The organism is Paracoccus tegillarcae, assembly GCF_002847305.1.
In the GTDB taxonomy this organism is placed as follows: domain Bacteria; phylum Pseudomonadota; class Alphaproteobacteria; order Rhodobacterales; family Rhodobacteraceae; genus Paracoccus; species Paracoccus tegillarcae.
The window spans coordinates 695,764-719,843 of the sequence record NZ_CP025408.1; the positions used below are offsets into that span (position 1 = coordinate 695,764).

General features: G+C 60.8%; 28 protein-coding genes. 11 read left to right on the forward strand and 17 right to left on the reverse strand.

Features of this window, described 5'->3' with window-relative positions:
• The first annotated feature begins 131 nt into the window (after positions 1–131).
• The 11 genes from rpmH to CUV01_RS03555 all read left to right on the forward strand — a co-directional run bounded on the left by rpmH (position 132) and on the right by CUV01_RS03555 (position 8,737).
• A complete protein-coding gene (gene rpmH, locus CUV01_RS03505; RefSeq protein WP_101459243.1) occupies positions 132–266 on the forward strand; it encodes a 50S ribosomal protein L34 in 135 nt (44 codons plus the stop codon).
• Between the two features lie 47 nt (positions 267–313).
• Positions 314–712, forward strand: coding sequence for a ribonuclease P protein component (gene rnpA / locus CUV01_RS03510; protein WP_101461844.1), 399 nt, complete (start codon positions 314–316; stop codon positions 710–712).
• Positions 709–978, forward strand: coding sequence for a membrane protein insertion efficiency factor YidD (gene yidD, locus CUV01_RS03515; protein WP_101459244.1), 270 nt, complete (start codon positions 709–711; stop codon positions 976–978). Before rnpA ends, yidD begins: the two co-directional genes overlap by 4 nt.
• On the forward strand, positions 968–1,849 hold the full coding sequence (gene ttcA / locus CUV01_RS03520) for a tRNA 2-thiocytidine(32) synthetase TtcA (protein ID WP_101459245.1): 882 nt from the start codon (positions 968–970) through the stop codon (positions 1,847–1,849). The genes yidD and ttcA overlap by 11 nt, the downstream gene beginning before the upstream one ends.
• A 64-nt stretch (positions 1,850–1,913) precedes the next feature.
• Entirely contained in the window at positions 1,914–3,215 is a 1,302-nt protein-coding gene (locus CUV01_RS03525) for a GGDEF domain-containing phosphodiesterase (RefSeq protein ID WP_157994768.1), read from the forward strand.
• 180 nt (positions 3,216–3,395) lie between these two features.
• The gene (gene yidC, locus CUV01_RS03530) at positions 3,396–5,249 is read left to right on the forward strand and encodes a membrane protein insertase YidC (RefSeq protein ID WP_101459247.1); all 1,854 of its coding nucleotides are present in this window, start codon (positions 3,396–3,398) and stop codon (positions 5,247–5,249) included.
• On the forward strand, positions 5,249–5,995 hold the full coding sequence (locus CUV01_RS03535; RefSeq protein ID WP_232962483.1) for an MOSC domain-containing protein: 747 nt from the start codon (positions 5,249–5,251) through the stop codon (positions 5,993–5,995). The genes yidC and CUV01_RS03535 overlap by 1 nt, the downstream gene beginning before the upstream one ends.
• A complete protein-coding gene (gene yihA / locus CUV01_RS03540) occupies positions 5,992–6,642 on the forward strand; it encodes a ribosome biogenesis GTP-binding protein YihA/YsxC (RefSeq protein ID WP_101459249.1) in 651 nt (216 codons plus the stop codon). Before CUV01_RS03535 ends, yihA begins: the two co-directional genes overlap by 4 nt.
• Before the next feature lie 61 nt (positions 6,643–6,703).
• Entirely contained in the window at positions 6,704–7,603 is a 900-nt protein-coding gene (gene argB, locus CUV01_RS03545) for an acetylglutamate kinase (RefSeq protein ID WP_101459250.1), read from the forward strand.
• Positions 7,593–8,219 carry a ferredoxin gene (locus CUV01_RS03550; RefSeq protein ID WP_232962485.1) on the forward strand — a complete coding sequence of 209 codons (627 nt, stop codon included), beginning with the start codon at positions 7,593–7,595 and terminating at the stop codon, positions 8,217–8,219. Before argB ends, CUV01_RS03550 begins: the two co-directional genes overlap by 11 nt.
• Positions 8,216–8,737 (forward strand): SixA phosphatase family protein, encoded by a 522-nt coding sequence (locus CUV01_RS03555; protein WP_101459251.1) that lies wholly within the window; start codon positions 8,216–8,218, stop codon positions 8,735–8,737. The genes CUV01_RS03550 and CUV01_RS03555 overlap by 4 nt, the downstream gene beginning before the upstream one ends.
• An 82-nt stretch (positions 8,738–8,819) precedes the next feature.
• Here CUV01_RS03555 and CUV01_RS03560 read toward each other — a convergent pair whose 3' ends face one another.
• From CUV01_RS03560 to secY, 17 genes are all read right to left on the reverse strand, one after another.
• On the reverse strand, positions 8,820–9,608 hold the full coding sequence (locus tag CUV01_RS03560; protein WP_101459252.1) for an amino acid ABC transporter ATP-binding protein: 789 nt from the start codon (positions 9,606–9,608) through the stop codon (positions 8,820–8,822).
• Between the two features lie 10 nt (positions 9,609–9,618).
• A complete protein-coding gene (locus tag CUV01_RS03565) occupies positions 9,619–11,073 on the reverse strand; it encodes an amino acid ABC transporter permease (RefSeq protein ID WP_101459253.1) in 1,455 nt (484 codons plus the stop codon).
• Position 11,074: 1 nt separating this feature from the next.
• Positions 11,075–12,331: an amino acid ABC transporter permease gene (locus CUV01_RS03570; RefSeq protein ID WP_198731873.1), complete on the reverse strand. Its 1,257-nt coding sequence runs from the start codon at positions 12,329–12,331 to the stop codon at positions 11,075–11,077.
• 116 nt (positions 12,332–12,447) lie between these two features.
• Positions 12,448–13,476: an amino acid ABC transporter substrate-binding protein gene (locus CUV01_RS03575; RefSeq protein WP_101459255.1), complete on the reverse strand. Its 1,029-nt coding sequence runs from the start codon at positions 13,474–13,476 to the stop codon at positions 12,448–12,450.
• Between the two features lie 159 nt (positions 13,477–13,635).
• Positions 13,636–14,349: an ATP12 family chaperone protein gene (locus CUV01_RS03580; RefSeq protein ID WP_101459256.1), complete on the reverse strand. Its 714-nt coding sequence runs from the start codon at positions 14,347–14,349 to the stop codon at positions 13,636–13,638.
• The gene (locus CUV01_RS03585) at positions 14,346–15,002 is read right to left on the reverse strand and encodes an HAD-IA family hydrolase (RefSeq protein WP_101459257.1); all 657 of its coding nucleotides are present in this window, start codon (positions 15,000–15,002) and stop codon (positions 14,346–14,348) included. The genes CUV01_RS03580 and CUV01_RS03585 overlap by 4 nt, the downstream gene beginning before the upstream one ends.
• A complete protein-coding gene (locus tag CUV01_RS03590) occupies positions 14,999–16,045 on the reverse strand; it encodes an RluA family pseudouridine synthase (RefSeq protein WP_101459258.1) in 1,047 nt (348 codons plus the stop codon). Before CUV01_RS03590 ends, CUV01_RS03585 begins: the two co-directional genes overlap by 4 nt.
• A complete protein-coding gene (crcB, locus tag CUV01_RS03595) occupies positions 16,042–16,416 on the reverse strand; it encodes a fluoride efflux transporter CrcB (RefSeq protein WP_101461846.1) in 375 nt (124 codons plus the stop codon). Before crcB ends, CUV01_RS03590 begins: the two co-directional genes overlap by 4 nt.
• 31 nt (positions 16,417–16,447) lie before the next feature.
• The gene (locus CUV01_RS03600) at positions 16,448–17,764 is read right to left on the reverse strand and encodes a replication-associated recombination protein A (RefSeq protein WP_101459259.1); all 1,317 of its coding nucleotides are present in this window, start codon (positions 17,762–17,764) and stop codon (positions 16,448–16,450) included.
• A gap of 68 nt (positions 17,765–17,832) precedes the next feature.
• Entirely contained in the window at positions 17,833–18,423 is a 591-nt protein-coding gene (locus CUV01_RS03605; RefSeq protein WP_101459260.1) for an acyl-homoserine-lactone synthase, read from the reverse strand.
• 64 nt (positions 18,424–18,487) lie between these two features.
• Positions 18,488–19,099, reverse strand: a complete 612-nt coding sequence (locus tag CUV01_RS03610) for a helix-turn-helix transcriptional regulator (RefSeq protein WP_101459261.1) — start codon at positions 19,097–19,099, stop codon at positions 18,488–18,490.
• A gap of 251 nt (positions 19,100–19,350) precedes the next feature.
• Positions 19,351–19,773 carry a 50S ribosomal protein L17 gene (gene rplQ, locus CUV01_RS03615; RefSeq protein ID WP_101459262.1) on the reverse strand — a complete coding sequence of 141 codons (423 nt, stop codon included), beginning with the start codon at positions 19,771–19,773 and terminating at the stop codon, positions 19,351–19,353.
• Positions 19,774–19,886: 113 nt separating this feature from the next.
• The gene (locus tag CUV01_RS03620; RefSeq protein ID WP_101459263.1) at positions 19,887–20,903 is read right to left on the reverse strand and encodes a DNA-directed RNA polymerase subunit alpha; all 1,017 of its coding nucleotides are present in this window, start codon (positions 20,901–20,903) and stop codon (positions 19,887–19,889) included.
• A 117-nt stretch (positions 20,904–21,020) separates the two neighbouring features.
• Positions 21,021–21,410 (reverse strand): 30S ribosomal protein S11, encoded by a 390-nt coding sequence (gene rpsK, locus CUV01_RS03625; protein ID WP_101459264.1) that lies wholly within the window; start codon positions 21,408–21,410, stop codon positions 21,021–21,023.
• A gap of 14 nt (positions 21,411–21,424) precedes the next feature.
• Positions 21,425–21,793: a 30S ribosomal protein S13 gene (gene rpsM / locus CUV01_RS03630; RefSeq protein ID WP_101459265.1), complete on the reverse strand. Its 369-nt coding sequence runs from the start codon at positions 21,791–21,793 to the stop codon at positions 21,425–21,427.
• Positions 21,794–22,004: 211 nt separating this feature from the next.
• Positions 22,005–22,655 (reverse strand): adenylate kinase, encoded by a 651-nt coding sequence (locus tag CUV01_RS03635; RefSeq protein ID WP_101459266.1) that lies wholly within the window; start codon positions 22,653–22,655, stop codon positions 22,005–22,007.
• A 37-nt stretch (positions 22,656–22,692) separates the two neighbouring features.
• On the reverse strand, positions 22,693–24,060 hold the full coding sequence (gene secY, locus CUV01_RS03640) for a preprotein translocase subunit SecY (RefSeq protein WP_101459267.1): 1,368 nt from the start codon (positions 24,058–24,060) through the stop codon (positions 22,693–22,695).
• Positions 24,061–24,080: the final 20 nt, after the last annotated feature.

The following is a 24,080-nucleotide window of genomic DNA, read 5'->3' on the forward strand; positions in this document are numbered from 1 at the left end:
TGACTTGGTGGCGACCCTGGCCTATCCACCGCTTCTCGAATAACCGGCGCTGTCGCGCACGGGCGTTTGGCTATTATCTTGCCTGCCTGTGTTGACCGCCATCCGCAAGAACCCGATCCGGAGAAACGACCATGAAGCGCACTTTCCAACCCTCGAACCTCGTTCGTGCGCGTCGCCACGGCTTCCGCGCTCGCATGGCGACCAAAGCTGGCCGTCTGGTGCTGAACCGTCGCCGCGCCAAAGGCCGCAAGCGTCTGTCGGCCTGATCATGTCGGCGGGGCAACCCGCCGCCGCTAGACCGGAGGCCCGGACAATGCCGCCTCTGCCCCATCCTGTCGCTGATCCGCAGCAAAAGGGTGCCGGCAAGGCGGCTTTTGCTATGCCTGGAACCCTGCGCAAGCGTGCCGATTTTCTTGCTGCCGCCAAAGGGCGGCGGCAGGGTATGCCCGGCTTTTTGCTGCAGGCGCGCGCGCGCGACGATCAAGGTGGCGCGCGAATCGGGTATACCTGCTCGAAAAAGCTCGGCAACGCCGTGTTGCGCAACCGGGCCAAGCGCCGTCTGCGCGCATTGGCCCGCGACATCATGCCCGGCAACGCGCGTGAAGGCTGGGATTATGTGCTGGTTGGCCGCCCTGAGGCGACCGTCAGCCGCGATTTCGCCACGATGCTGGCGGAACTGGCCAAGGCGCTGGACAAGGTACACAAGACATGAGCCCGCTGGCACATCTGTTGGCACTGCCCGTCCGAACATACCGGCTGGTCGCTTCGCCCTGGGTCGGGCATGGCTGCCGCTTTCAACCAACCTGTTCCGCCTATGCGCTAGACGCGCTGGAACGACATGGCGCACTTAAGGGCGGCTGGCTGACAATCCGTCGGATCGGGCGTTGTCACCCATGGGGCGGGCATGGATATGATCCGGTTCCGGGGACAGCCCATGACCCCGACCCCGACAAGGAAAGACATTCCGATGCTGGATGAGCGCGAAGGCAATGAGACCGAGATCCACCCGCTGTTCCATGGCGCCCCCTCGTCGACCGAGTTCCGCAAGCTGCGCAAACGGCTGGTCCGCGACACCCGCGCCGCCATCGACGATTACGGCATGATCCGCGAGGGTGATCGCTGGCTGGTCTGCCTGTCGGGCGGCAAGGACAGCTATACTCTGCTGGCGGTCTTGCACGAGTTGAAATGGCGCGGGTTGCTGCCGGTCGATCTGCTGGCCTGCAATCTGGATCAGGGCCAGCCCGGATTTCCGGCGACCGTCTTACCCGAATTCCTGACCAAGCGTGAGGTCGCGCATCGGATCGAATATCAGGACACTTATTCGATCGTGAAAGACAAGGTGCCCACCGGCCGCACCTATTGCGCGCTATGTTCGCGTCTGCGCCGCGGCAATCTGTACCGGATAGCGCGCGAAGAGGGATGCTCGGCCGTAGTACTTGGTCACCACCGCGACGACATCCTGGAAACGTTCTTCATGAACCTGTTTCATGGTGGTCGGCTGGCGACGATGCCGCCCAAGCTGTTGAATGAAGAGGGTGACCTGAACCTTTTGCGACCGCTGGCCTATATCGCCGAATCCGATTGCGACCGCTTTGCGCGGGCGATGAACTATCCGATCATTCCCTGCGATCTATGCGGAAGCCAGGAGGGTCTGCAGCGGGTTCAGGTCAAGAAATTGCTGGATGAATGGGAAACGCGCAGCCCCGGCCGCCGTCAGGTGATGTTCCGGGCGCTGATGAACATCCGCCCGTCTCATCTGCTGGATCCCAAGCTGTTCGATTTCGACAGCCTTTTTCCAGATCCTTCAAATTCGAGTGATTTTCCTGCCGTTCCAGATCAGGAACATTAATCGAACAAAAACATTTGTGGCGTAGACACCTCGTCAGGGAAACCGATGCGAGGAAGGCATGCGCATGAATTCGATCATCTGGCTGAAAGAACGTTGCCTTGGCCGTGTTGCGCGCATTTTTGGCAGGCAGCCTGCCCGCGACCGGATTGTGCTGCTGCTAAGGCTGGAAAATCTGTCACCTCTGGCAGATCATCTTGGTCAGGCAGGTGTCGCGCATCTGTTTGCGCAGTTGTCGATGCGCATGATCGACACGGTTCGCCCGCAGGATTTCGTCCAGAATGCCGCGCCAGGCGTCTTTACGATCCTGCTTCGCACCAGATCCGAGGTCGAGGCGCTGCGGATCGCGGAGAGATTGCAGCAAACCTGTCAGGCTGAATGTCCGGTGAATGGCATCACCGTAAAGCCTGTCCTGACCGGCGTGCTGGTCCAGAACCTCGACAAGCCGCCGCGGCACGTCGCGCAGCTCGTGCGTTGCGGAATGCGGCACCTGAATGACAACCCGGTTGAGCAACTGGGCAGGATCAAACTGGTCGCCTATGATCGCAATGGCTGCGGCGATCTGATCCCTGCGACGGTCAAGGACGCGGCCATCAAGGGGCAAATTCAGGCTTATTTTCAACCTCAGGTCTGCTGCGACACCGGCGACGTGACGGGGTTCGAGGCACTCGCCCGCTGGAACCACCCGGTGCGCGGCCTGCTGGGACCGCAGGATTTCATCCCCAGCATGAACAAGGCAGATCATAACGCGCTGACGCACGCGATGCTGTTGCAATGCCTGCTGGCACTGCAGCTTTGGGACGCACAGGGCTGGAATATCAAGAACGTGTCGCTGAATGTCGAACAAAGCGATCTTTCGGACCCGGCTTTCGTCGATATGGTTCTGTGGGAACTGGACCGCCATGAAATCAGTCGTGATCGTCTGATCATCGAAGTCCTGGAAAGCATCGGCCCGATGAACAGCAGTGACCAGATCCGCAGCAACGTCATGCGACTGTCCCAGGCCGGCTGTCTTCTGGACCTAGACGATTTCGGGATTGGGTACGCCGGACTTGGCTCGCTGCATCACTTCGGCGTCAACCGCATCAAGATCGACCGCGGCTTTGTCACCGATTGCCATCGCGACCCACGTCAACGGCGCATGGTTCTGGCGATCCTGGCCATGGCCGAGCGGCTGGAGATCAAGACGCTGGCCGAGGGTGTCGAAACCTCGGATGAACACAGCTACCTGGCGCAGATCGGCTGTGGCTTTGTTCAGGGATACGCAGTCGCGCGTCCGATGCCACTGGACGAGACGGGTGCGTTCATGTCCAAATTCCTCGACGCACGCCCCACCCTGCCAAAGCTGAGCGGTCGCCGGGCAAGCTGACGGCGCGCGCGGGCGCAAAGTGGACTGCGCGACTGACGACCGCCGGCGAACCCAAATCCAAAGAGAGAAAAGACCTGCCAGATGCACCAGGCGCAATGCCGCTGCATGGGATTCCGCTTGACCTTTGATCCCCCCTTCTGTTGAACCGGCGCGACTGACGCGACTGACGGTGGAAACTGAATGGACGACAATAACCGCAATCTCATCCTGGCGACTGTTTTGTCGTTTCTGGTGATTCTGGTCTGGTACACCGTCTTCGCCCCGACCCCACCCGAACCAGCGCCCAATCAGCCAGACGCAACCATCAGTCAGGACCTGGCCGGCGGCGTCGCAACGCCTGCGGCAGATACGACAACGGCTACGGGTGGCGCTGACCTGGGCACCGAGGCTGGCAATACCGATCCGACGGCAACCGCCGATCGCGTCGAAATCCAATCGCCGTCCCTGTCGGGCTCGATCTCTCTGGCTGGCGGTCGCATCGACGACCTGCTGCTGCGCGAGTATCGGGAAACACAGGATGATGGGTCGCCGCTGGTTCGCTTGCTCTCGCCCACCGCGCCGAGTGCAGACCAGCAAATCGCGACGACGGGCGCCAAGCCCTATTACGCCGTTTATGGCTGGATGCCCGCAGCCGGCACCGATCCCGCACTGGTTCCGGGTCCGGCAACCGCTTGGCAGGTTGAATCCGGCGAACGTCTGGCCCCCGGCCAACCGGTTACGCTGGTCTGGGATAACGGCGCGGGACAGATCTTTCGCCGCGTATTCGAGTTGGACGACCACTACCTGTTCACCGTCACGCAATCGCTGGAAAATACCGGCGACAGCGCGTTCGCGGCAGCACCCTACGGCATCATCGCGCGGCACGGCTATCCCGACACCCAGAATTTCTTCGTTCTGCATGAGGGCCTCGTCGGCATGCATGACGGCGAGCTGATCGAGCAGGATTACGACGACATCTCCGATCTCGAGCCGATTGATCGCGAAGGCCGCGCGGAACTGTTCGACGTGGCCGAGAATGGCTGGATCGGATTTACCGACAAATACTGGATGACGACGCTGGCGCCTGCACCGGGCCAGTCCTTCACCGCGGTCGCCAAATACGCCGAGGGCGTCGACATTTACCAGACCGAAGCACGCTTTCCGCTCGAGACGGCAGCACCCGGCGCGACCGTCAGCGCCAGCAGTTATCTCTTTGCCGGCGCCAAGGAATGGGAGGTCATCAACAGCTATCAAGAGACCCCCGGCATCCAGCGCTTTGTCGATTCGATCGACTGGGGCTGGTTCTATTTCCTGACCAAGCCGATCTTCCGCGTGCTGCATTGGCTGCACGGCATGATCGGCAATATGGGCTGGTCGATCATCGCCCTGACCTTCATCCTCAAACTGATCGTCTTTCCGCTGGCGCGCAAATCCTATGTCTCGATGGCAAAGATGAAGGAATTGCAGCCGCAGATGGAGGCGCTGAAAGAGCGTACTGGCGATGACCGAGCCAAATTCCAGAAAGAAATGATGGCGCTCTACAAGAGCGAAAAGGTCAATCCTGCTGCGGGTTGTTTGCCGGTGCTGCTGCAGATCCCCATTTTCTTCAGCCTCTACAAGGTGATCTTCGTCACCATCGAACTGCGCCATGCCCCGTGGATCGGCTGGATCACAGACCTTTCGGCCCCGGATCCGTCCAGCCTTCTGAACCTGTTCGGCATGCTGCCCTTTGATGCGCCTGCGCAAGGCACGCTGCTGCACTCCCTGTCGCTGCCGGTTCTGGCGATCCTGTTGGGCATCAGCATGTGGCTGCAGCAAAAACTGAACCCGGCCCCCACGGATCCCGCGCAAAAGATGATCTTTGCCTGGATGCCATGGGTCTTCATGTTCATGCTGGGCGGTTTCGCCAGCGGCCTGGTGCTGTACTGGATCACGAACAACGTCATCACGATCGTTCAGCAATATACGATCATGTCGATGCATGGCTCTCGGCCCGACCTGTTCGGCAACATCAAATCCTCGATGCCATCAAGGCCCAAAAAAGGCGATAAGTGATGGCAAGGCTGGCCCGTATCCGCCGCCATCCGGTCAAATCGGTTGGCGGTGAGGATCTGGACGAGGTCAGCCTTTCAGCACATCGCCGCCTGCCGGGCGACCGGGAATGGGCCGTCTTGCACGAGGCAGGTGAACGCCTTGCGCAGAGGCAGACAGATGCGGATTGGCTGCCGAAATCGGTCTTTCTGAACACCGCGAAAAGCCACCCGTTGCAGGCGGTTCAGGGCGGTTGGTCGGGCGAGGTTTTGAATTTGACCCATCCCGAGCACGGTCAGGTCAGCGCCAACCCTGATACCGATGGCGAGATGCTGATCGACTGGCTGCAACCGCTGTGGCCCGATGACCGAGGCGCCGCGACCCGGCTGGTCCACAGCCCGAGCGGCTGGACCGATGAGCCCAAGCCCTTTGTCTCGATCCTGTCGCTCTCCAGCCTTGCCGCGCTGGAACAGGCGATGGGCCAAAAGCTGGATGTCGAACGCTGGCGCGGTAATCTTTGGGTCGACGGCTGGGCAGAATTCGCCGAACGCGACCTGCTGGGCAAGACCATTCGGATCGGCACTGTCGAACTGCGCATCGATGAACCAATCGGCCGCTGCACCGCCCCTTCGGGCAGTGCTACAACCGGGGAAACCGATTGCGATATGCTGGCCAGTCTAAAGCGTTTTTATGATCACACCGATTTCGGCGTCTTCGCGACTGTGATGACCGATGGCGCGATCTCGGTTGGCGATGAGGTGGTGTCGTGAAGGTTGCCTTTCCAGTTGCGCCGGAACCGACACCCGAGGACGCCGAGGCGTCGCGGTTGCTGTTCGCCGGCCCGGTCGATTTTCTGAAAGGTGTCGTGGCCATGGACGGCCTGCCGCCGGCGGACCGGCCCGAGGTCTGTTTTGCCGGGCGCAGCAATGTCGGCAAATCCAGCCTGATCAATGCGCTGACTGGCCGCAAGGGTCTGGCGCGTGCATCCAACACACCGGGCCGGACGCAAGAGATCAACTATTTCACCCTTGGCGAACATGGCTATCTGGTCGACCTGCCCGGCTATGGCTTTGCCAAAGCACCGGTTGCTGTCGTCGCAAAATGGCAGGCGCTGCTGAAGAACTATCTGGCCGGGCGGCCCACATTGCGCCGCGCGTTTTGCCTGATCGACGCGCGTCACGGGGTCAAGCCCGTCGACCACGATATCATGAAGCTGCTGGACAGATCGGCCGTCCCGTTTCAGGTCGTTCTGACCAAGGCGGACAAGCTGGGGCCGAACGCCATCAAGCCGGTCATTGCGCAAGTTGAAACCGAACTGCAAAAGCACCCCGCAGCCTACCCCGAACTGGTCGTGACCTCATCCGACAAGGATCAGGGCATCGCCACGTTGCGCGCGATCATTGCCGGGCTGGACTGAGGCGCAAAGCCGCCCTAACCTGCTGCAGTTCATCAAGGGGCAAAGGATGAGAACGCAGAAAATGAACCGGGATTGGATCGCCACCGCTCGTACCTTGTCAGAGGCCCTACCCTATCTGCAGCGCTATTCCGGCGCGGTCGTGGTGGTGAAATTCGGCGGTAACGCGATGGGGGACGATGCGGCCATGGCCGAATTCGCCGCCGATATCGTGCTGATGAAGCAGGTCGGCGTGAACCCGGTCGTGGTGCATGGCGGCGGCCCGATGATCAACGACCTGCTTGGCAGATTGGGCATAGAAAGCCACTTCGTCCGCGGCAAGCGCGTGACCACCAAGGAAACCGTCGAAGTGGTCGAGATGGTGCTGTCGGGTCTGGTCAACAAACGCATCGTTCAGGCGATCAATGATGCGGGCGGCCGTGCCGTCGGCATCAGCGGCAAGGATGACGACATGATGGTTTGCGAGGTCGACGATCCCGAACTGGGCTTCGTGGGCCGCCCGGTCGAGATGAACATCCAGATCATCCGCGATCTCTACAAGGCCGGCATGATCCCCGTGATCGCGCCCGTCGCGACCGGCATGGCCGATAATGAGACGTTCAACGTCAATGGCGACACGGCTGCAGGTGCCATCGCTGGTGCATTGCAGGCGGATCGCCTGCTGCTGCTGACCGATGTGTCGGGGGTCAAGGATGCCTCGGGCGAGGTTGTCACCGCGATGCATCCCGATCAGGTGCGCGCCATGATCAACGATGGCCAGATCGCTGGCGGGATGATTCCAAAGACCGAAACGGCGCTGGCTGCGATTGACGAAGGCGTTCGCGCCGTCGTTATCCTGGATGGCCGTGTCCCCCATGCCTGCCTGCTGGAACTCTTTACCGAACATGGCGCGGGCAGCCTGATTCGGTCGACCGCGCCGCGCGTCGCCCCTCATGGACTGCGGCAGGGTGAGGGTGGGCTGTAATCTGACAGCAGCACCAGAAGGCCTGTTCATCTCTGGCCATTGCCGAATTGGCGACGCGGCGATTGCGCTGATCTCGCCGGACGAGCCCGGCTTTTGGGATATCTTTACCGCTTCTGCGGAACTCGGCGACGGTGCGCCGGACCCCATGGACCGCTGGTCCAAGCGGGTAATCGGCGCATGGGCGGCACGTCTGGGCGGCAGGGCGGTCTTTCCATCGGATGGGCCACCCTACCCCGATTTCGTCCAATGGGCACTGGCCAGCGGCCGCTTTTGGCAATCACCGGTCGGGATGCTGGTGCATGACCGAATGGGGTTGTTCGCCAGTTTTCGCGGCGCGATCATCCTGCCAAATGCGCTGGCGGTCACCCTGCCCGCCGGGGCCCACGACACACCCAGCCCCTGCGAAACCTGTCCTGCACCCTGTCTGTCGGCCTGTCCCGCCGACGCGTTCACACCCGCCTATCAGGTTGCGCGCTGTCATGACTGGCTGGACCGATCTGGCAAAAAAGACTGCATGTCACAGGGTTGCGGTGTCAGACGGGCTTGCCCGATCAGTCAAGGCTGTGGCAGGCTGCCTCAGCAATCCGCCTGGCATATGAGGCAATTCCACCCATGACCACACCACCCGGCCACCGCCGCTTGATCCTGACCCGCCATGCGAAATCGGCGTGGGATGACCCATCACTGGACGATCACGACCGTCCGCTGAATGATCGTGGACGCCGTTCCGCGCGCGAGCTGGGCGATTGGATGGCCAGCCGCGGCTATGAACCCGAAGAGGTTCTGTGTTCGACCGCGCGCCGCACGCAGGAAACCTGGGAAAAGATCGCAGGTGCGCCGCTAGAGGTGCGCCCGATCATCAGGATGGAGCAATCGCTCTACCATGCCAGCCCCGAGCGGATGCTGAAGGTCCTGCAAAGCGCAACCCAGCCTACGGTGATGATGGTGGGCCATAATCCCGGCATTGCCAGCTTTGCGGCGCAATTGCCCGCGCGTCCGCCGCTGGACCCGGATTTCCGACGCTATCCCACCTGCGCGACGCTTGTCGTCGACTTCCAGATCGACGACTGGAAGGATATTCGCCCCGGCGATGGCAGTGTGATGGACTTCATCCGCCCCGACGGACGCGACTGATCGCCCGTTCAGCAAGGCGACGATAATCCGCAAAAGCCCCGTCTGGCGGCGGGGCACACCGCCCCTGCCGCAGTGCGGGCTCTTAGTGGCCCAGGATCTGGCTGAGGAACAGCTTGGTCCGTTCGGATTTGGGATTGTTGAAGAATTCGGTCGGGGTGTTCTGCTCGACGATCTGACCCTGATCCATGAAAATCACCCGATTGGCGACAGCCTGTGCAAAACCCATCTCATGGGTGACGCACAGCATGGTCATGCCTTCTTCAGCCAGTTGGATCATTGTATCCAGCACTTCCTTGATCATCTCGGGATCAAGGGCGCTGGTCGGTTCATCAAAAAGCATGATGCGCGGCTGCATGCACAGGCTGCGGGCGATTGCGACGCGCTGTTGCTGCCCGCCCGACAACTGGCCGGGATACTTGCTGGCCTGTTCCGGGATCTTGACCTTTTCCAGAAAATGCATTGCCGTTTCCTCGGCCTGCCTCTTCGGAACCTTGCGCACCCAGATCGGTGCCAGCGTACAGTTTTCCAGCACCGTCAGATGCGGAAACAGGTTGAAGTGCTGAAACACCATGCCAACCTCAGAGCGCACCTTGTCGATATTCTTGATATCGCCGGTCAACTCGATGCCATCGACGACGATCTGCCCCGACTGATGTTCCTCTAGTCGGTTGATGCAACGGATCAGCGTCGATTTGCCCGACCCCGAGGGGCCGGCAATGACGATACGCTCGCCCTTGTGGACCGTCAGATCGATGTCGCGCAGCACGTGAAAGGTGCCGAACCACTTGTTCATGTTGCGGATGTCGATGGCGATCTCGTCGCTGACCTGCATGTGGCTGCGGTTGATTTCGCGGGTGATGGATTCGCTCATGGATCAGTCCTTAACGATGGTCGCGTTGCAGCCGGCGCTCCAGATACATGGAGTAACGCGACATGCTGAAGCAGATGATAAAGAAGATTGCCCCGACAAAGATGTAGGGCTCCCAATAGATGCCCTTCCAGTTGATGTCGGCACGGACGAAATCTGACACGCCCTTCAAGGGATCGAACAGGCCCACAAAGACCACCAGCGTGGTGTCCTTGAACATGCCGATAAAGGTCGAGACGATCCCGGGGATACTGATCTTTAGCGCCTGCGGCAGGATGATCAGACGTTGCGCCCGCCAATAGTCCAGCCCCAGAGCATCAGCGGCCTCGTATTGTCCGCGCGGCAGGGCAGCCAGACCGCCCCGGATCACCTCGGCCATATAGGCGGCGGCGAAGATCGTCACCATGATGATGACCCGCAGGATGATGTCGAAATTCGTTCCCGGCGGCAGGAAATAGTTCAGCAACAGCGAGGCGACGAACAGCAGGGTGATCAAGGGCACGCCGCGGATGAACTCGATAAAGACCACCGCCAGCGTGTGTACCAGAAACATGTCCGAACGCCGCGCCAGTGCCAGAACGATCCCCATGGGCAGCGACAGCGCGATGCCCGCGACCCCGATGGTGATCGACAACAGGAACCCACCGAACTGGTCCGAATCGACCGGGATGATTGACAGCGCCAGCAGGGATCGTGCATCGCTGGCCGCTGGTCCGACGGCGAACAGCCACAGGCCCAGCGTCACCAACACGCCAGCGATCATCGCCAGCAGCGGCGAAAAGCCGACCAGCAGCCGCCAGGCCGCCCAGCCCAACCCAAGCGCGACCAGCACCATGATCGGCCCCCACAGCGAGCCGCCCCAGAGCAGCCACACGCCCAGCAAAGGATAGAGGAACGAAAACACCAGCAGGCGGCTTACCCGGCGCTCGGCCAGGATCACGGAACCGATCAGGATGACCGCGGCAAAGACCATCCAGACCATCGGCGCCTTTAGCAGAAACATCAGCAGCAGTGTGGCGACGGTGGTCACGATCAGCACGTTGCGCCGGATAATCACGGTTTCGGAAAACAGCACCGGGGCCAGCGCGACCATCAGGAATCCAAAGGCCATGACCGGGCGGAAATGCAGTTCCGGCGGATAGAACCCGAACATATACTGATGCCAGCGCTCACGGATCACAGCCCAGCAGGCCCCGCGAGAGCCCTCGCCCCACCGCTCGGCGATGATCTGGCGGCATTCAGTCAGACTGCCCGCATTCCAGACGGAATGGGCGAACCAGTCCCAGAAATGGCTGAACAGGAACCAGATGATCGCCACGCCCAGCAATGTCAGCGCGGTATTGACCGGCCCCGAAAACAGGTTCGCGCGCAGCCATTTGACAGCACCGGATTGCAGTTCCGGCGGTTGCGCCGGCGGGATCATGGTGTCGCGGACGAAGGGGACGGTTTCGGCGTGCATCTCGCTCATCTTACCGCTCCTTCAGTTTGACGCGGGCGTTAAAGGCGTTCATCCCCGCCGAAATAAGCAGGCTCAGCGCCAGATAGATCAGCATCATCAGCAGGATCGCCTCAAGCTCGCGGCCCGTCTGGTTCAGCGTGGTACCACCCAGAGTGCCGCGCAGATCCATATAGGCGACGGCTATGGCGAGTGAGCTGTTCTTGGTCAGGTTCAGGTACTGCGAGGTCAGCGGCGGAATGATCACCCGCAGCGCCTGTGGCAGGATAACCAGGTTCATCGTCCGGTTGGGCTGCAATCCCAAGGCAAACGCGGCCTCGGTCTGACCCTTGCTGACGGACAGAATGCCGGCACGGACGATCTCGGCGATGAACGCCCCGGTATACAGCGTCAGCGCCAGCCACAGCGCGACAAAGCCGTTTTGCAGGTTCAGCCCGCCGGAAAAGTTAAAGCCGGTCAGTTCGGGCTGGATCAGGTGCAGGCCGAAGTACCAGATCAGCAGCAGCGACGGCACGGTCATGATGGCCAGATTGATCCACCAGGTCGTTGGCCGTTCGCCCGTGCGGTCCTGCGCGGCCTGCGCCCGGTTCAGCACCACGCGCCGCACCAACCAGCCGCCGATCAGTACAACGGCAAAGGCGATGGTCGCCCAGTTGATCATGATACGAAAACCCAGATCCAGCATGCCGGGATCGTTGGTCAAGCCAATCGATGGGATTGCGGTATATCGGTTGGTCAGCGCAACATTGCCAAACAGTATCTTGCTCCATTCCGGATCCTCACCGCGATAGGCCGCCGGTGCGGGCAGGATCTCAGTAAGCAGCGCATAGACGATCAGGATCCACAGCAGCAGCGGGATGTTGCGGAACATCTCGACATAGATGGTCATCAGCCGCGCAAAGAGCCAGTTGTTCGATAGGCGCGCAATGCCGACGGCGGTGCCCAGAAAGGTCGCCGCGATGCAGCCCAGGATCGAAATGATGACCGTATTCAGCAGGCCGACGACTGCGGCCCGCAGATGCGTGTCATCTGAGTTATAAGGGATCGGCGGCGAGCCGATATCATAGCCCGAGCGCTGGAACAGAAAGCCGAAATTGAAGTCCTTGCCCAGCGCCTGAAGGTTGCGGATCGTGTTGTCGACCAGCCACCAGCCTGCGGCCATGACCAGGATAAACACCACAACCTGGATCGTCATCGACCGGTAGCGACGATCATAGAGCAGCATGCTCAAACGGAACGGCTGATGCGCCGGTGCCGGTATATCTGACATGTAGATCCCCTGTTCCCAGAGCTGCGGCTTTTGCCGTCGTAAACTGCCCGGGTTTTTATTCTGTTCGGCTGCGCGTGACCTTGGCCACGCGCAACCGTTTTTTCAGCCGATCAGGATCAGCGGAAGGGCGGCGCGTAAAGCAGCCCGCCCTGGGTCCATTGCGCATTCAGACCACGGGCCAGACCGATCGGGGTTTCTTCGCCGATGGTCTTGGCGAAGATCTCGCCATAGTTGCCGCTGGCCATGATAGCGCGTTTGGCCCAATCCTTGTCCAGGCCGATCATCGCGCCCAGATCATCGCTGGAACCCAGCAAACGCTGGACTTCCGGGTTTTCGGAATTGCTGGCCAGTTCCTCGATATTGGTCGAGGTGACGCCGTATTCCTCGGCCGCGATCAGCGCGTTCAGCGTCCAGCGGACGATGTCGCCCCAGTTGTTGTCGCCATGACGCACTGCGGGCCCAAGCGGTTCTTTCGAGACGATCTCGGGCAGAATCACATGGTTTTCTGGATCGGCAAAGGCTGCGCGAGTTGCGGCCAGGCCCGACGCATCCGTCGTGTAGGCATCGCAGGCACCAGCCATGTACTGCTGTTCGCCTTCGGCGTTGCTGTCGATGTTCACCGGCTGGTAGGCCATGTTGTTGGCTTTGAAATAGTCAGCCAGGTTCAACTCGGTCGTGGTGCCGGTCTGGATGCAGATGGTCGCGCCGTCCAGTTCTTTGGCCGAGGTCACGCCCAGATCCTTGGACACCATAAAGCCCTGACCGTCGTAATAGTTGACACCGATGAAATCCAGCGCGAGGTCGGTATCGCGCGAGAAAGTCCAGGTCGAGTTGCGTGCCAGCACATCCACCTCGCCCGACGACAGCGCGGTAAAGCGCGTCTGGCCGGTGGTCGGCACGTATTTCACCTTGTTCGGGTCACCCAACACGGCGGCCGCAACGGCCTTGCAGATGGCAATATCAAAGCCAGTCCAATTGCCGCTGGCATCGGGGGCGGCAAAGCCGACGAGGCCGGTGTTGACGCCGCAGATCAGTTCGCCGCGATCCTGCACAGCCTTCAGCGTGTCGCCTTCGGCGGCCAGTGCAGCGCCCCCGCTTGCAGCGACAAATGCTGCAACGGAGCCAAGAAATACGGATCTTTTCATAATATCCTCTCTGTTGGATTACCGGGGCGCGCTTATCGGCACCGCCGGCTTACATGTGACAAAACAGTCAACCCTGCGGGTCGACCATCCCAGTCCATAGGCGACATTGTGCCGATACATATCACTACGTCAAGGAAGAAGGTCCCGACGCAGCGTCTGTCAACTTTGACGCGATAAATGCCAGAATTGCTCTGCCAAACGCATCGCTTGCCTGCGATTGCTGGCTGCGGCATCGGCCTCTTCGTCGCGGCCCCATCGCTGTGCCTGGAATTCTTCGTCCAGTCGCGACAGCGTGAATGCCTCTTCTGCGGTCAGCCTGCCCTCTTGAACGGCAAGTCCCAGGACCAGCGATCCCGGCAGCGTCACCAGATCATGCAGCGCGGTCAGGGCGAAAGGATCCAGCTGGCCGATGCGCAGGCGCAAACGCCGCAGCGCTTCGGGATCTTGCGCGATGGGAATGACCCCCTGCGTGATGCGCAGCGGAGCACCCAGATGCGTGGCGGACCAGTCGATCAACCCATCCCAGCCCTGTGCCTGCTGCGCGATCAGATCCTCTGGCTCGGTGGCGCGGTAGCACAGCAGATCTGTGCCGCCATAGGCGCAGAGCATATCGGCCACCGCATCGAATTGCGGTGCCACTTTTTCGATGGCCGAATTGGCCGCGCGGGTCAGTGGCATCGAATGTGGATCGATCACGTCCTCTTGTGCATCCCATTCCTCGGCGATCGCGCGCGCCAGCGCCTCGGTCGGCAGCAACAAGGGCAGCTTGCCGGGTGTGCGGACCGGCTTGTCTTCCAGCAAGATCTCATAGCCCGCGCCGGTATCCCGGATCGTCGCCTGTTTCCAAAAGCGCCGCGCCTTCCATTCGGTCATGCCGCCCAGCCTTTCAGCGCGTCGGTCAGATGGTTGAAATCCGTGGCGATCAATCGTGCCCCCGCCTCTGTCAGCAGCGCATCGTCGTGATAGCCCCAACTGACGCCAAAGCCTGCCATGCCTGCTGCGCGGCTCATCTGCATGTCAAAGCTGGTATCGCCGATCATCACTGCGTCCTCGGGGCCAAGACCGGTTTCGGCCAGTGCGGCCAGCAGCATCGAAGGATGCGGCTTTGACGGATGGTCGTCCGCCGCCTGCAGGCTGACAAAGCGTCCCTGCAGGCCATGCGCCTCGATCATCGCGTGCAAACCGCGCCGCGACTTGCCGGTCGCCACGGCCAGCAGCCAGTCGTCCCTTGCGGCCAAGGCATCAAGACAATCCAGCGCACCCGGATATAGCGGCGCGTCCTCAGTGATTCTGGCACGGTTGAAGGCGTTCTTGTATTCCTGCACCAGCCGGGCCTGCGTTGCGGCATCCTGCGTCGGCGCCAGCACGGCCATCGCCTCGGGCAGTGACAAACCGACGATCTGCACGACCTGCGACAAGGCCAGCGGCGGCAGGTCAACGGCCTGAAACGCCTGTGTCATGGCCGCGTGGATATGGTGCTGGCTGTCGACCAGCGTGCCGTCGACGTCAAAGACGAACAGCTTCATTCAAAATCCTCGAACGGATCAGCCGGCGCATCGTTTTGCGACCAGCCAAGCGTTTTCCAGGTGCGCGCCATGTGATCCGGCAGCGGCGCGGTCAGCGTGATCCGCTCGCCCGTGATCGGGTGCTCGAAACCGATCTGGCGGGCGTGCAGATGCAGCTTGCGGCTGATTTCACCGCCCAGTTGCGATCCCCAGCCATCGCCAAGGTTTTCCTGACCCGAACCGCCATATTTGCCATCCCCGATGATGGGATGTCCCAGTTCCGCCATGTGCGCGCGCAGCTGATGCGTGCGCCCGGTGATCGGCACCAGCGCGGCCCAACTGACACGGCCGCCCAGCCCCTCGATCACCGCATAATCGGTGGTCGCGCGCTTGGCACCGTCGGTCTTGTCGATGTCGCGGGGATGCACCGCAACCATCTTTTCGCCCTCGCCCGCACGGCCATGACCAGACGCCTTGACCAGACCATAGCGGATCGTACCCATGCGCGGGCTGGGCACGCCGGCCACGGCGGCCCAATAGATCTTGCGCGTCGCCCGCGAGCGGAACGCCTCGGACAGTTTGCGCGCGACCCGGTCGGTGCGTGCCAGCAACAGGATGCCAGAGGTATCCTTGTCCAGCCGGTGCACCAGCTTGGGCCGTTCCTTATAGTCGAATTTCAGCGCCTCGCTGAGGCCGTCAACATGGCGGTTGCCCTGCCCGCTGCCACCCTGCGAAGGCAGGCCCGGCGGCTTGTTCAGCGCGATGATATGCTGGTCCTTCCAGATCACCGCCTGCCGGATCATGCTTTCATCACTGTCCGTGATCAAAGGCCGCGCATGAGCCTGCGGCGCATGATCTTCGGGCAAGGGTGGCACGCGCACCTCCTGACCCGTCTCGATCCGTGTGTTCGCCTTGACGCGACCGCCATTCACCCGCACCTTGCCCTTGCGGCACATCTTTTCGACCGAGCCCTGCGTCAGCTGCGGAAACCGTTTTTTCAGCCAACGGTCCAGCCGCTGATCGCCCTCGTCGTCGCCGATGCGAATGGTCTGTACGCCGCTCATGCCCAAATCCCCCGACCGACAATCAGCCCTGCGATCACCGCCAGCAAAGCCAGCACAACCGACAGGACGACATAGATCGCAGCGCCGGCGGTCTGGCCGCGCTCCCACAAAGTCAGGGCGTCCAGCGAGAACGCGGAAAACGTGGTAAATCCGCCCAGCACACCGGTCAGCAGCAAGGGCGCATACTGGTTGCCGATGCGATGCGCCATCAGCGCTGCCAGCACACCCATGACAAAGCTGCCAAGGACATTCACGACGCCCGTGGCAACGGGAAATCCCGGGCTGTGGGCGCCGATGGCACGATAGGTGGCATAGCGCGCTGTGGCACCGATGGCGCCGCCAATGGCGACTTGTAGGAATGGGTTCATCATGGCGTGTTCCTGTGCCCGCGCTTGACCAAAGTCAACCGCCACGCTTTAGCCGCTGCGCCACGAACCAATCCAGCCGCTTTTTCAGCTCTCGTTCAAAGCCGCGTTCGACGGGGCTGTAAAGGACGGGCCGCTTCATGCCGTCGGGAAAATAGTTCTGGCCACTGAATCCGTCCTCGGCGTCGTGGTCATAGGCATAGCCGGTGCCATAACCCTGATCCTTCATCATCTTGGTGGGTGCGTTCAGGATATGGGCGGGGGGCATCAGGCTGCCGGTGCGCTTGGCCTCGGCGCGTGCGCCCTTATAGGCCACGTAGCCGGCGTTGGATTTAGGGGCCAGCGCCAGGTAAATGACCGCCTGCGCCAGCGACAGTTCACCTTCGGGGCTGCCAAGGCGTTCATACATCGCCCAGGCATCCAGACAGTGACGCGCGGCTGCCGGATCTGCGAGGCCGATATCCTCGACCGCCATCCGGGTGATGCGCCGGGCCAGATAGCGCGGGTCCTCGCCGCCCTCCAGCATCCGCGCAAACCAGTAAAGCGCCGCATCGGGGTCGCTGCCGCGCACCGATTTATGCAGCGCCGATATCAGGTTGAAATGCTCTTCGCCCGACTTGTCGTATTTCGCCGCCCGCCGCATCAGCCGCTGTGCCAGTGTGTCCGGCCCGATCTTGTCAGCCGTCTTCCAGGCCATGACCTGTTCGATCAGGTTCAGGCAGGCACGGCCATCGCCGTCGGCCATTTCCAGCAGCGCCTCGCGCGCCTGGGCCGTCAGGGGCAGCTTGCGGCCCAGTTCACGTTCCGCGCGCTGCGCCATCAGCTCAAGATCGGCCAGCTCCAACCGCTTGAGCACAATGACCTGCGCGCGCGACATCAGCGCCGCATTCAGTTCAAATGACGGGTTCTCGGTCGTGGCCCCGACCAGAAGGATCGTACCATCCTCCATATGGGGCAAAAAGCCGTCCTGCTGCGCCTTGTTAAAGCGGTGGATCTCATCGACGAATAACAGGGTTCCGCGCCCTTGCTGACGACGCAGCTTGGCGGCATCGAACACCTTGCGCAGGTCGGGAACACCGGTGAAAATCGCGCTGATCTGGACAAATGACAGGTCCGTCGCATCCGCCAAAAGCCGGGCGATGGTGGTCTTGCCCACACCGGGCGGCCCCCAAAGGATCAGTGATGACAGACTGCCGGCACGAAGCATCGCGCCAAGCGGACCGTCCTCGGCCAGCACGTGTTCCTGACCGATAACCTCATCCAGCCGCCGCGGCCGGATGCGATCGGCCAGCGGGCGTGGTGCCGTCGTCTCGGGGCGTTCGCTTTCGCGATTGTTGTCGAACAGGTCTGCCATGGCGCACTGACTTTACGCCGCGCGCCATGACGTTAACAGCCCCCAAGAATTCGTATCCAAATCCTTGCTCAGTGCAGCTTGGCAGTCAGGTCGATCGAAACACATTGGAAGTGACCGCCGTCGATTTCCAGCCGCGGACCGATGGCATCGGCCGTCAGTTTGCAACGACCGTACCAGCGCTGCCAGTTGCCCGCAGTCAATGCGATCAGGCGTGATGCGCCCAACTCGCGTGCGGTGATGGTCATCGCGTCGACCATCTGGGTGTGAACCCCGCGCCGAAACTGCTGCGGAACGTTGTGATTCACGAAAACGCGCGTGCATTCCCAGATCTGGTCATCCTGCGGCGCGGTTTCATACAGCAGATCCTGGGGAATGGTCCCGCCAAGTATGCCCTGCTGAGCGTCGCGAATCATGTAGGAATAGATCCCGCAGCGCGCCGTGGTCGGCGTCAGGCGAAAGCCGGCCATGACCTGCCCAAGATCATGGATCGCGACCCACCGGCTTTGCGGCGTGTCGTACTGGTCGAACTCCATGCCCTCGTCTTCCGGCAGTTTCCAGTTCTTCTGGACGATAAAGCTTTGTCGTCGAGCCCGGAAAAGATTGGCGAATAGTTCACCGTGATTGTGAAGGTTGGAGAATGAAAGCGTTGTCGTCTGCATCGGTGCAACTCCTGGGGTTAATGACCCTCGTACCCGATGTGTTGCGAACCCTCATGAGCGACGCCTAAAGCAAACGGTATTCCTTGGCTCTCTGAAGTGCCTCGGCAGTGGTGCGGGCCATCAACCTTTCCCGTACCGAAATAAGCCGTGCCTTGAACGCACTTTCAGTGATGCCAAGTTTGGCAGCCGCTGCCGCATGGCGATCGCCCTCCGCAATACACCGAAGGGCCTCTTTTTGAGCCTTTGTCAGACTCGCCGGCGGCTCCGTGATCGAATGAAGCCGTCGTACCGTTGTCGAGATCTCCTGGATCTCGTCATCCGTGAATTCGCGGTCATCGCGCGCAAAACTGGCGATCGTTCGCGAAGAAATCGGGCCATGCGATGTCGTCAGCCCGTAAACGAGCCCGTGGTCAGCCGCATCCTTGAGAATGCTGAACGGATCAGGGACTGGCAAGTTGGACCAACGGCATGCTCCGGTCGTCGAAAACCCCCAGGCGATCGTCGGATCGCGAAGCGCATAGCCATTTGATGAATAAAATTCGGACCACTGCTCGGGATATGTCTGGAACTGCATCAGGGGGGCGGCAAAACGGATATGCAGTCCGACAAAATACCCAACGGGTGTCAGACGGTTAAGCGTTCTTAACGCGGCATTGATATCAGCTCTGGGAGACATAACCTTTTAGACAAATTGTAACCATTACGGTCAACGTTAAAGTAGCCTAGCTGAAGTGTTTAACCTGAAAAGGTTAACAAGACATCAATTGTTTTTTCAAATGAAACCGCTTGCAACCTAGCTGTTTAGCCGTGTGCCGCAGCGTAAAGACACATTTATCAGACTATGGTCGTAGCCGCCCCGTTTAGCGATTCGCCACAAAAAGACCCCGCAGCATCCGCTACGGGGTCGATCTCATCCATGCGTGACGCTTAGTCGTCAGCGGCATTCGCCTCGGCTTCGACGCGGGCACGATCTTCGGAACCCTTGGCGCTTGGGTCGCGGTCGACCAGTTCGATGATCGCCATGGGCGCCATGTCGCCATAACGGAAGCCGGCCTTCATGATCCGGACATAGCCGCCCTGACGGTCCTTGTAACGTTCGCCCAGAACGTCGAACAGTTTGGCGGTGTGCTTGTCCTGCTTCAGCTGCGAATGTGCCTGACGGCGCGCATGCAGATCGCCGCGCTTTGCCAGCGTGATCAGTTTTTCAACGATCGGGCGCAATTCCTTGGCCTTGGGCAGCGTGGTCTTGATCTGTTCGTGCTCGATCAGCGAGCCGGACATATTGGCGAACAGCGCCTTGCGGTGTTCGTGGGTACGGTTGAGGCGGCGATAACCGCGAGCGTGACGCATTGTAATCTCCTATTCAGCGTTTTGCTTTGTCCGGCAGCCCATGCGTGCGGGCCGCTCTCCTTGGGGCGGAATGCCCGGTCGTGACGGCGGGACCGAAGCCCCGCCGCGATTGATCAGAACTGGTCGTCGAAACGCTTGGCCAGGTCTTCGATGTTTTCGGGCGGCCAATCGACCACGTCCATGCCCAGATGCAGACCCATGCCCGACAGCACTTCCTTGATCTCGTTCAAGGATTTGCGGCCAAAGTTGGGCGTGCGCAGCATCTCTGCTTCGGTCTTCTGGATCAGGTCGCCGATATAGACGATGTTGTCGTTCTTCAGGCAGTTTGCCGAACGGACAGACAATTCCAGCTCGTCCACCTTCTTCAACAGACGCGGATCGAATTCCAGACCGTCATCATTGTCCTGCGAACGGGCCGCTTCCGGCTCTTCGAAGTTCACAAAGACCGACAGCTGGTCCTGAATGATGCGCGCAGCATAAGCCACGGCGTCATCCGGGGTCAGCGAACCATCGGTTTCGACCTTCATCGTCAGCTTGTCATAGTCCAGCACCTGACCTTCGCGGGTCGGGGTGACTTCGTAGCTGACACGCTTGACCGGCGAGAAGATCGCGTCGATCGGGATCAGACCGATTGGCGCATCCTCGGGACGGTTCTTGTCGGCGGCGACGTAGCCCTTGCCATTGGCAACGGTCAGTTCCATCGACATATCAGCGCCGTCATCCAGATGGCAGATGACGTGATCGCGGTTCAGAATGGTGATGCCAGCGGTTTCCTGGATGTCGCCAGCCTTGACCTCGCCCGGACCTTTTGCGGCCAGAGTCAGGCGCTTGGGGCCGTCAACGTCCATCTTCAGGGTCACGCCCTTCAGGTTCAGGACGATATCGGTGACGTCTTCGCGCACGCCGGGGACGGACGAGAATTCATGCAGCACGTTGTCGATCTGCACGCTGGTGATGGCCGCGCCTTGCAGCGACGACATCAGCACACGGCGCAGCGCGTTGCCCAGGGTCAGACCAAAGCCGCGCTCCAGCGGTTCGGCGACCACGGTCGCGGTGCGGGTCGCGTCAGCGCCCGGCTTGACGTCAAGCTGCGTCGGCTTGATCAGTTCTGCCCAGTTCTTATGGATCATGGATTGCCTCCATTCTTGTTTCCGGCCCATGACCAAGGCTGGAAACGCCCGAGGTGAAAAAACGAAAAAGCCCGAACCGCGCATCGCAACGCGCGGCCCGGATAATGATAGTCGGGATCAGACCCGGCGGCGCTTGGGCGGGCGGCAACCGTTATGGGCAATCGGGGTAACGTCACGGATGGCCGTGATGTTGAAACCGACAGCTGCCAGCGCGCGCAAAGCCGATTCGCGGCCCGAACCGGGGCCCTGCACTTCGACTTCCAGCGTTTTCACGCCGTGTTCCTGTGCCTTCTTGCCCGCATCTTCTGCGGCCATCTGTGCGGCATAGGGGGTCGATTTGCGCGAGCCCTTGAAGCCCATGGTGCCAGCCGACGACCATGCGATGGCGTTGCCCTGCACGTCCGAGATCAGGATCTTGGTGTTGTTAAACGACGAGTTCACATGAGCAACGCCGGTGGCGATGTTCTTGGAAACCTTGCGTTTTGTACGACGAGTATCGCGTGCCATAATCTATGCCCCCCTTACTTCTTCTTGCCAGCGATTGGCTTGGCCGGGCCCTTGCGGGTGCGGGCATTGGTGTGGGTGCGCTGACCGCGAACCGGCAGGTTCCGGCGGTGACGCAGGCCACGATACGAACCCAGATCCATCAGGCGCTTGATGTTCATCTGCGTTTCACGACGCAGGTCGCCTTCGACGGTCAGGTTGGCGTCGATGAATTCGCGGATCTGCAGAACCTCTGCGTCCGACAATTCATTGACACGGCGCGACGGGTCGATGCCGACGGCCTCAATGATCTGGTGGGCATACATGGAACCGATGCCATGGATGTAAGTCAGTGCGATGGGGACACGCTTCCCCGTCGGGATGTTGACGCCAGCAATACGAGCCACGCGTTTTTCCTTCCTGGTTGCGGTTCCGTAATACCGGAACCTTTTTTCACAACGGAAGGCCCGAAAGCCAAGCCTTCGGGCCGGTCTATGGGCCACCCGTCAATTGGGTGATTCTCTTTCGAGATGCCTGCAAATAGTGGTCAAGACAGAAAACGTCAAGGCCCGCACGCGGCAGATGCCGCTCGCGGGCCGGAAACGCCGCGACCGCGTGTCAGCCTTTGTCCAGAACGCCGGAAATCTCGCCCGCCACGGCATCGATTTCGCCCAGGCCATCGACGGTGCTGAGCTTGCCCTTGGCGTAGTAGTAACCGATCAGAGGCGAGGTCTTCTTGTAATATTCCAGCAGCCGGGTCTTCAGGCTGTCTTCGTTATCGTCGGCGCGCCGCTTGAGATCGCTTGAACCGCAAACATCACAGACGCCATCCTTGGCCGTGGGCTTGGTCTCGTCGTGATAGACCTCGCCGCAATCGCCGCAGGTAAAACGCTTGGTGATACGGTTGACCAGCGCCTCGTCATCGACGCGCATCTCGATCACCGCGTCCAGAGGCTGACCCACTTCGTCCAGCAGATCCGCCAGAGCGTCTGCCTGCGCCAACGTACGCGGGAAGCCGTCAAAGATGAAACCGTTGCCGCCGCCGGCCAGCTTTTCGCGAATCAGGCCGATGACGATTTCATCGGTCACCAACTCGCCCCGATCCATGACCTGGGCCACGCGCTTGCCCATCTCGGTGCCCGAATTCCGGGCCTCTCGCAGCATGTCCCCAGTGGACAGCTGGACCATCCCCCGCTCTTCGACCAGCCGGCGTGCTTGCGTACCCTTGCCTGCACCCGGCGGCCCCAGAAGAATGATATTGATGGTCATGGTCGGTCCCCCTCGGCCGGTTTTCCTTGTTCGTCGATCAGCGGCGGGCAGGCCCCCGCCGTTTTTTCGTCCCGTCCTTGCGCTTGCCACGCAATTGCGACTTTTCGATCAAGCCTTCGTATTGATGTGCCAGCAGATGGCTTTGCACCTGATTGATGGTGTCCATCGTTACCGACACCACGATCAGAACCGAAGTCCCACCAAAGTAGAAGGGGATCGACCACTGGCTGCGCAGAATTTCGGGCAGCAAACAGACGGCGGTCAGATAGACCGAACCGATGACCAGGATACGATTGACCACATAGTCGAGGTATTCCTGGGTCCGCTTGCCCGGGCGCACACCAGGCACAAAGCCGCCCTGGTTCTTGAGGTTGTCGGCCACATCATCCGTCTTGAAGCTGACATTCTGCGTGTAAAAATAGGTGAAGAAGATGATCATCGCCGCAAAGAACAGCAGATACAGCGGCTGACCTGGCCCGAAATAGGCCAGCAGCGTCGACATCACAGGACCCGTCTCATTGCCCGAAAAGGTCGAGATCGTCACCGGCAGCAGCAGCAACGAGCTGGCAAAGATCGCCGGAATAACACCCGCCGGGTTGACCTTGATCGGCAGATGCGAGGACTGACCGTCATACATCTTCATCCCGACCTGTCGGCGGGGGTATTGGATATGGATCTTGCGCAGGGCGCGTTCCATGAAGACGACAAAGCCGATCACCACAATGACCATCAGGATCACACCCAGGATCACCGGGGTCGAGATCGCGCCGGACCGGCCCTGCGCAAAGAAATTCGCCAGAGCAGCGGGAATTTCGGCCACGATGCCGACAAAGATGATCAGCGAGATACCGTTGCCGATGCCGCGCGCTGTGATCTGCTCGCCCAGCCACATCAGGAACATTGTACCCCCGACCAGCGTGATCACCACCGAGGCCTGGAAGAACAGGCCCGGATCATGTGCCAGGCCGCCGGCCTCAAGGCTGCGCGCCAGCCCGTAAGCCTGGAACAGCGCCAGTGCCACGGTGCCATAGCGGGTGTACTGGTTGATCTTCTTGCGGCCCTGCTCGCCCTCTTTCTTCAGCTGTTCCAGCGCCGGAACCATGGCGGTCATCAGCTGAACGATGATCGAGGCGCTGATATAGGGCATGATCCCCAGCGCAAAGACGCCCATGCGGCCCAGTGCACCGCCGGTAAACATCGACATGATGCCGCCGATGCCCGATTGGGCCTGCTCCATAAAGTTGCGCAGCGCGCCACCGTCGATACCGGGCACCGGAATATAGGTGCCAAGGCGATAAATGATCAGCAGACCGATTGTGAACCAGATGCGCTGGCGAAGTTCCGTGGCCTTGCCAAGCGCACCCCATGAAAGGTTCGCGGCCATCTGTTCTGCGGCTGACGCCATATTATCCGTCCCGTGTCATG

What these genes read in the sequence shown, in the direction of transcription:
- CUV01_RS03525 (WP_157994768.1), top strand. Translation starts at nt 1,914, where the DNA reads ATGAATTCGATCATCTGGCTGAAAGAACGTTGCCTTGGCCGTGTTGCG.
- argB (WP_101459250.1), top strand. Translation starts at nt 6,704, where the DNA reads ATGAACCGGGATTGGATCGCCACCGCTCGTACCTTGTCAGAGGCCCTA.
- yidC (WP_101459247.1), top strand. Translation starts at nt 3,396, where the DNA reads ATGGACGACAATAACCGCAATCTCATCCTGGCGACTGTTTTGTCGTTT.
- rpmH (WP_101459243.1), top strand. Translation starts at nt 132, where the DNA reads ATGAAGCGCACTTTCCAACCCTCGAACCTCGTTCGTGCGCGTCGCCAC.
- CUV01_RS03570 (WP_198731873.1), bottom strand. Translation starts at nt 12,331, where the DNA reads ATGTCAGATATACCGGCACCGGCGCATCAGCCGTTCCGTTTGAGCATG.
- CUV01_RS03565 (WP_101459253.1), bottom strand. Translation starts at nt 11,073, where the DNA reads ATGAGCGAGATGCACGCCGAAACCGTCCCCTTCGTCCGCGACACCATG.
- rplQ (WP_101459262.1), bottom strand. Translation starts at nt 19,773, where the DNA reads ATGCGTCACGCTCGCGGTTATCGCCGCCTCAACCGTACCCACGAACAC.
- yidD (WP_101459244.1), top strand. Translation starts at nt 709, where the DNA reads ATGAGCCCGCTGGCACATCTGTTGGCACTGCCCGTCCGAACATACCGG.
- CUV01_RS03605 (WP_101459260.1), bottom strand. Translation starts at nt 18,423, where the DNA reads ATGCAGACGACAACGCTTTCATTCTCCAACCTTCACAATCACGGTGAA.
- secY (WP_101459267.1), bottom strand. Translation starts at nt 24,060, where the DNA reads ATGGCGTCAGCCGCAGAACAGATGGCCGCGAACCTTTCATGGGGTGCG.
- CUV01_RS03560 (WP_101459252.1), bottom strand. Translation starts at nt 9,608, where the DNA reads ATGAGCGAATCCATCACCCGCGAAATCAACCGCAGCCACATGCAGGTC.
- CUV01_RS03585 (WP_101459257.1), bottom strand. Translation starts at nt 15,002, where the DNA reads ATGAAGCTGTTCGTCTTTGACGTCGACGGCACGCTGGTCGACAGCCAG.
- CUV01_RS03635 (WP_101459266.1), bottom strand. Translation starts at nt 22,655, where the DNA reads ATGACCATCAATATCATTCTTCTGGGGCCGCCGGGTGCAGGCAAGGGT.
- CUV01_RS03600 (WP_101459259.1), bottom strand. Translation starts at nt 17,764, where the DNA reads ATGGCAGACCTGTTCGACAACAATCGCGAAAGCGAACGCCCCGAGACG.
- CUV01_RS03555 (WP_101459251.1), top strand. Translation starts at nt 8,216, where the DNA reads ATGACCACACCACCCGGCCACCGCCGCTTGATCCTGACCCGCCATGCG.
- CUV01_RS03575 (WP_101459255.1), bottom strand. Translation starts at nt 13,476, where the DNA reads ATGAAAAGATCCGTATTTCTTGGCTCCGTTGCAGCATTTGTCGCTGCA.
- rpsK (WP_101459264.1), bottom strand. Translation starts at nt 21,410, where the DNA reads ATGGCACGCGATACTCGTCGTACAAAACGCAAGGTTTCCAAGAACATC.
- CUV01_RS03535 (WP_232962483.1), top strand. Translation starts at nt 5,249, where the DNA reads ATGGCAAGGCTGGCCCGTATCCGCCGCCATCCGGTCAAATCGGTTGGC.
- CUV01_RS03620 (WP_101459263.1), bottom strand. Translation starts at nt 20,903, where the DNA reads ATGATCCATAAGAACTGGGCAGAACTGATCAAGCCGACGCAGCTTGAC.
- CUV01_RS03610 (WP_101459261.1), bottom strand. Translation starts at nt 19,099, where the DNA reads ATGTCTCCCAGAGCTGATATCAATGCCGCGTTAAGAACGCTTAACCGT.
- rnpA (WP_101461844.1), top strand. Translation starts at nt 314, where the DNA reads ATGCCGCCTCTGCCCCATCCTGTCGCTGATCCGCAGCAAAAGGGTGCC.
- CUV01_RS03590 (WP_101459258.1), bottom strand. Translation starts at nt 16,045, where the DNA reads ATGAGCGGCGTACAGACCATTCGCATCGGCGACGACGAGGGCGATCAG.
- CUV01_RS03580 (WP_101459256.1), bottom strand. Translation starts at nt 14,349, where the DNA reads ATGACCGAATGGAAGGCGCGGCGCTTTTGGAAACAGGCGACGATCCGG.
- crcB (WP_101461846.1), bottom strand. Translation starts at nt 16,416, where the DNA reads ATGATGAACCCATTCCTACAAGTCGCCATTGGCGGCGCCATCGGTGCC.
- ttcA (WP_101459245.1), top strand. Translation starts at nt 968, where the DNA reads ATGCTGGATGAGCGCGAAGGCAATGAGACCGAGATCCACCCGCTGTTC.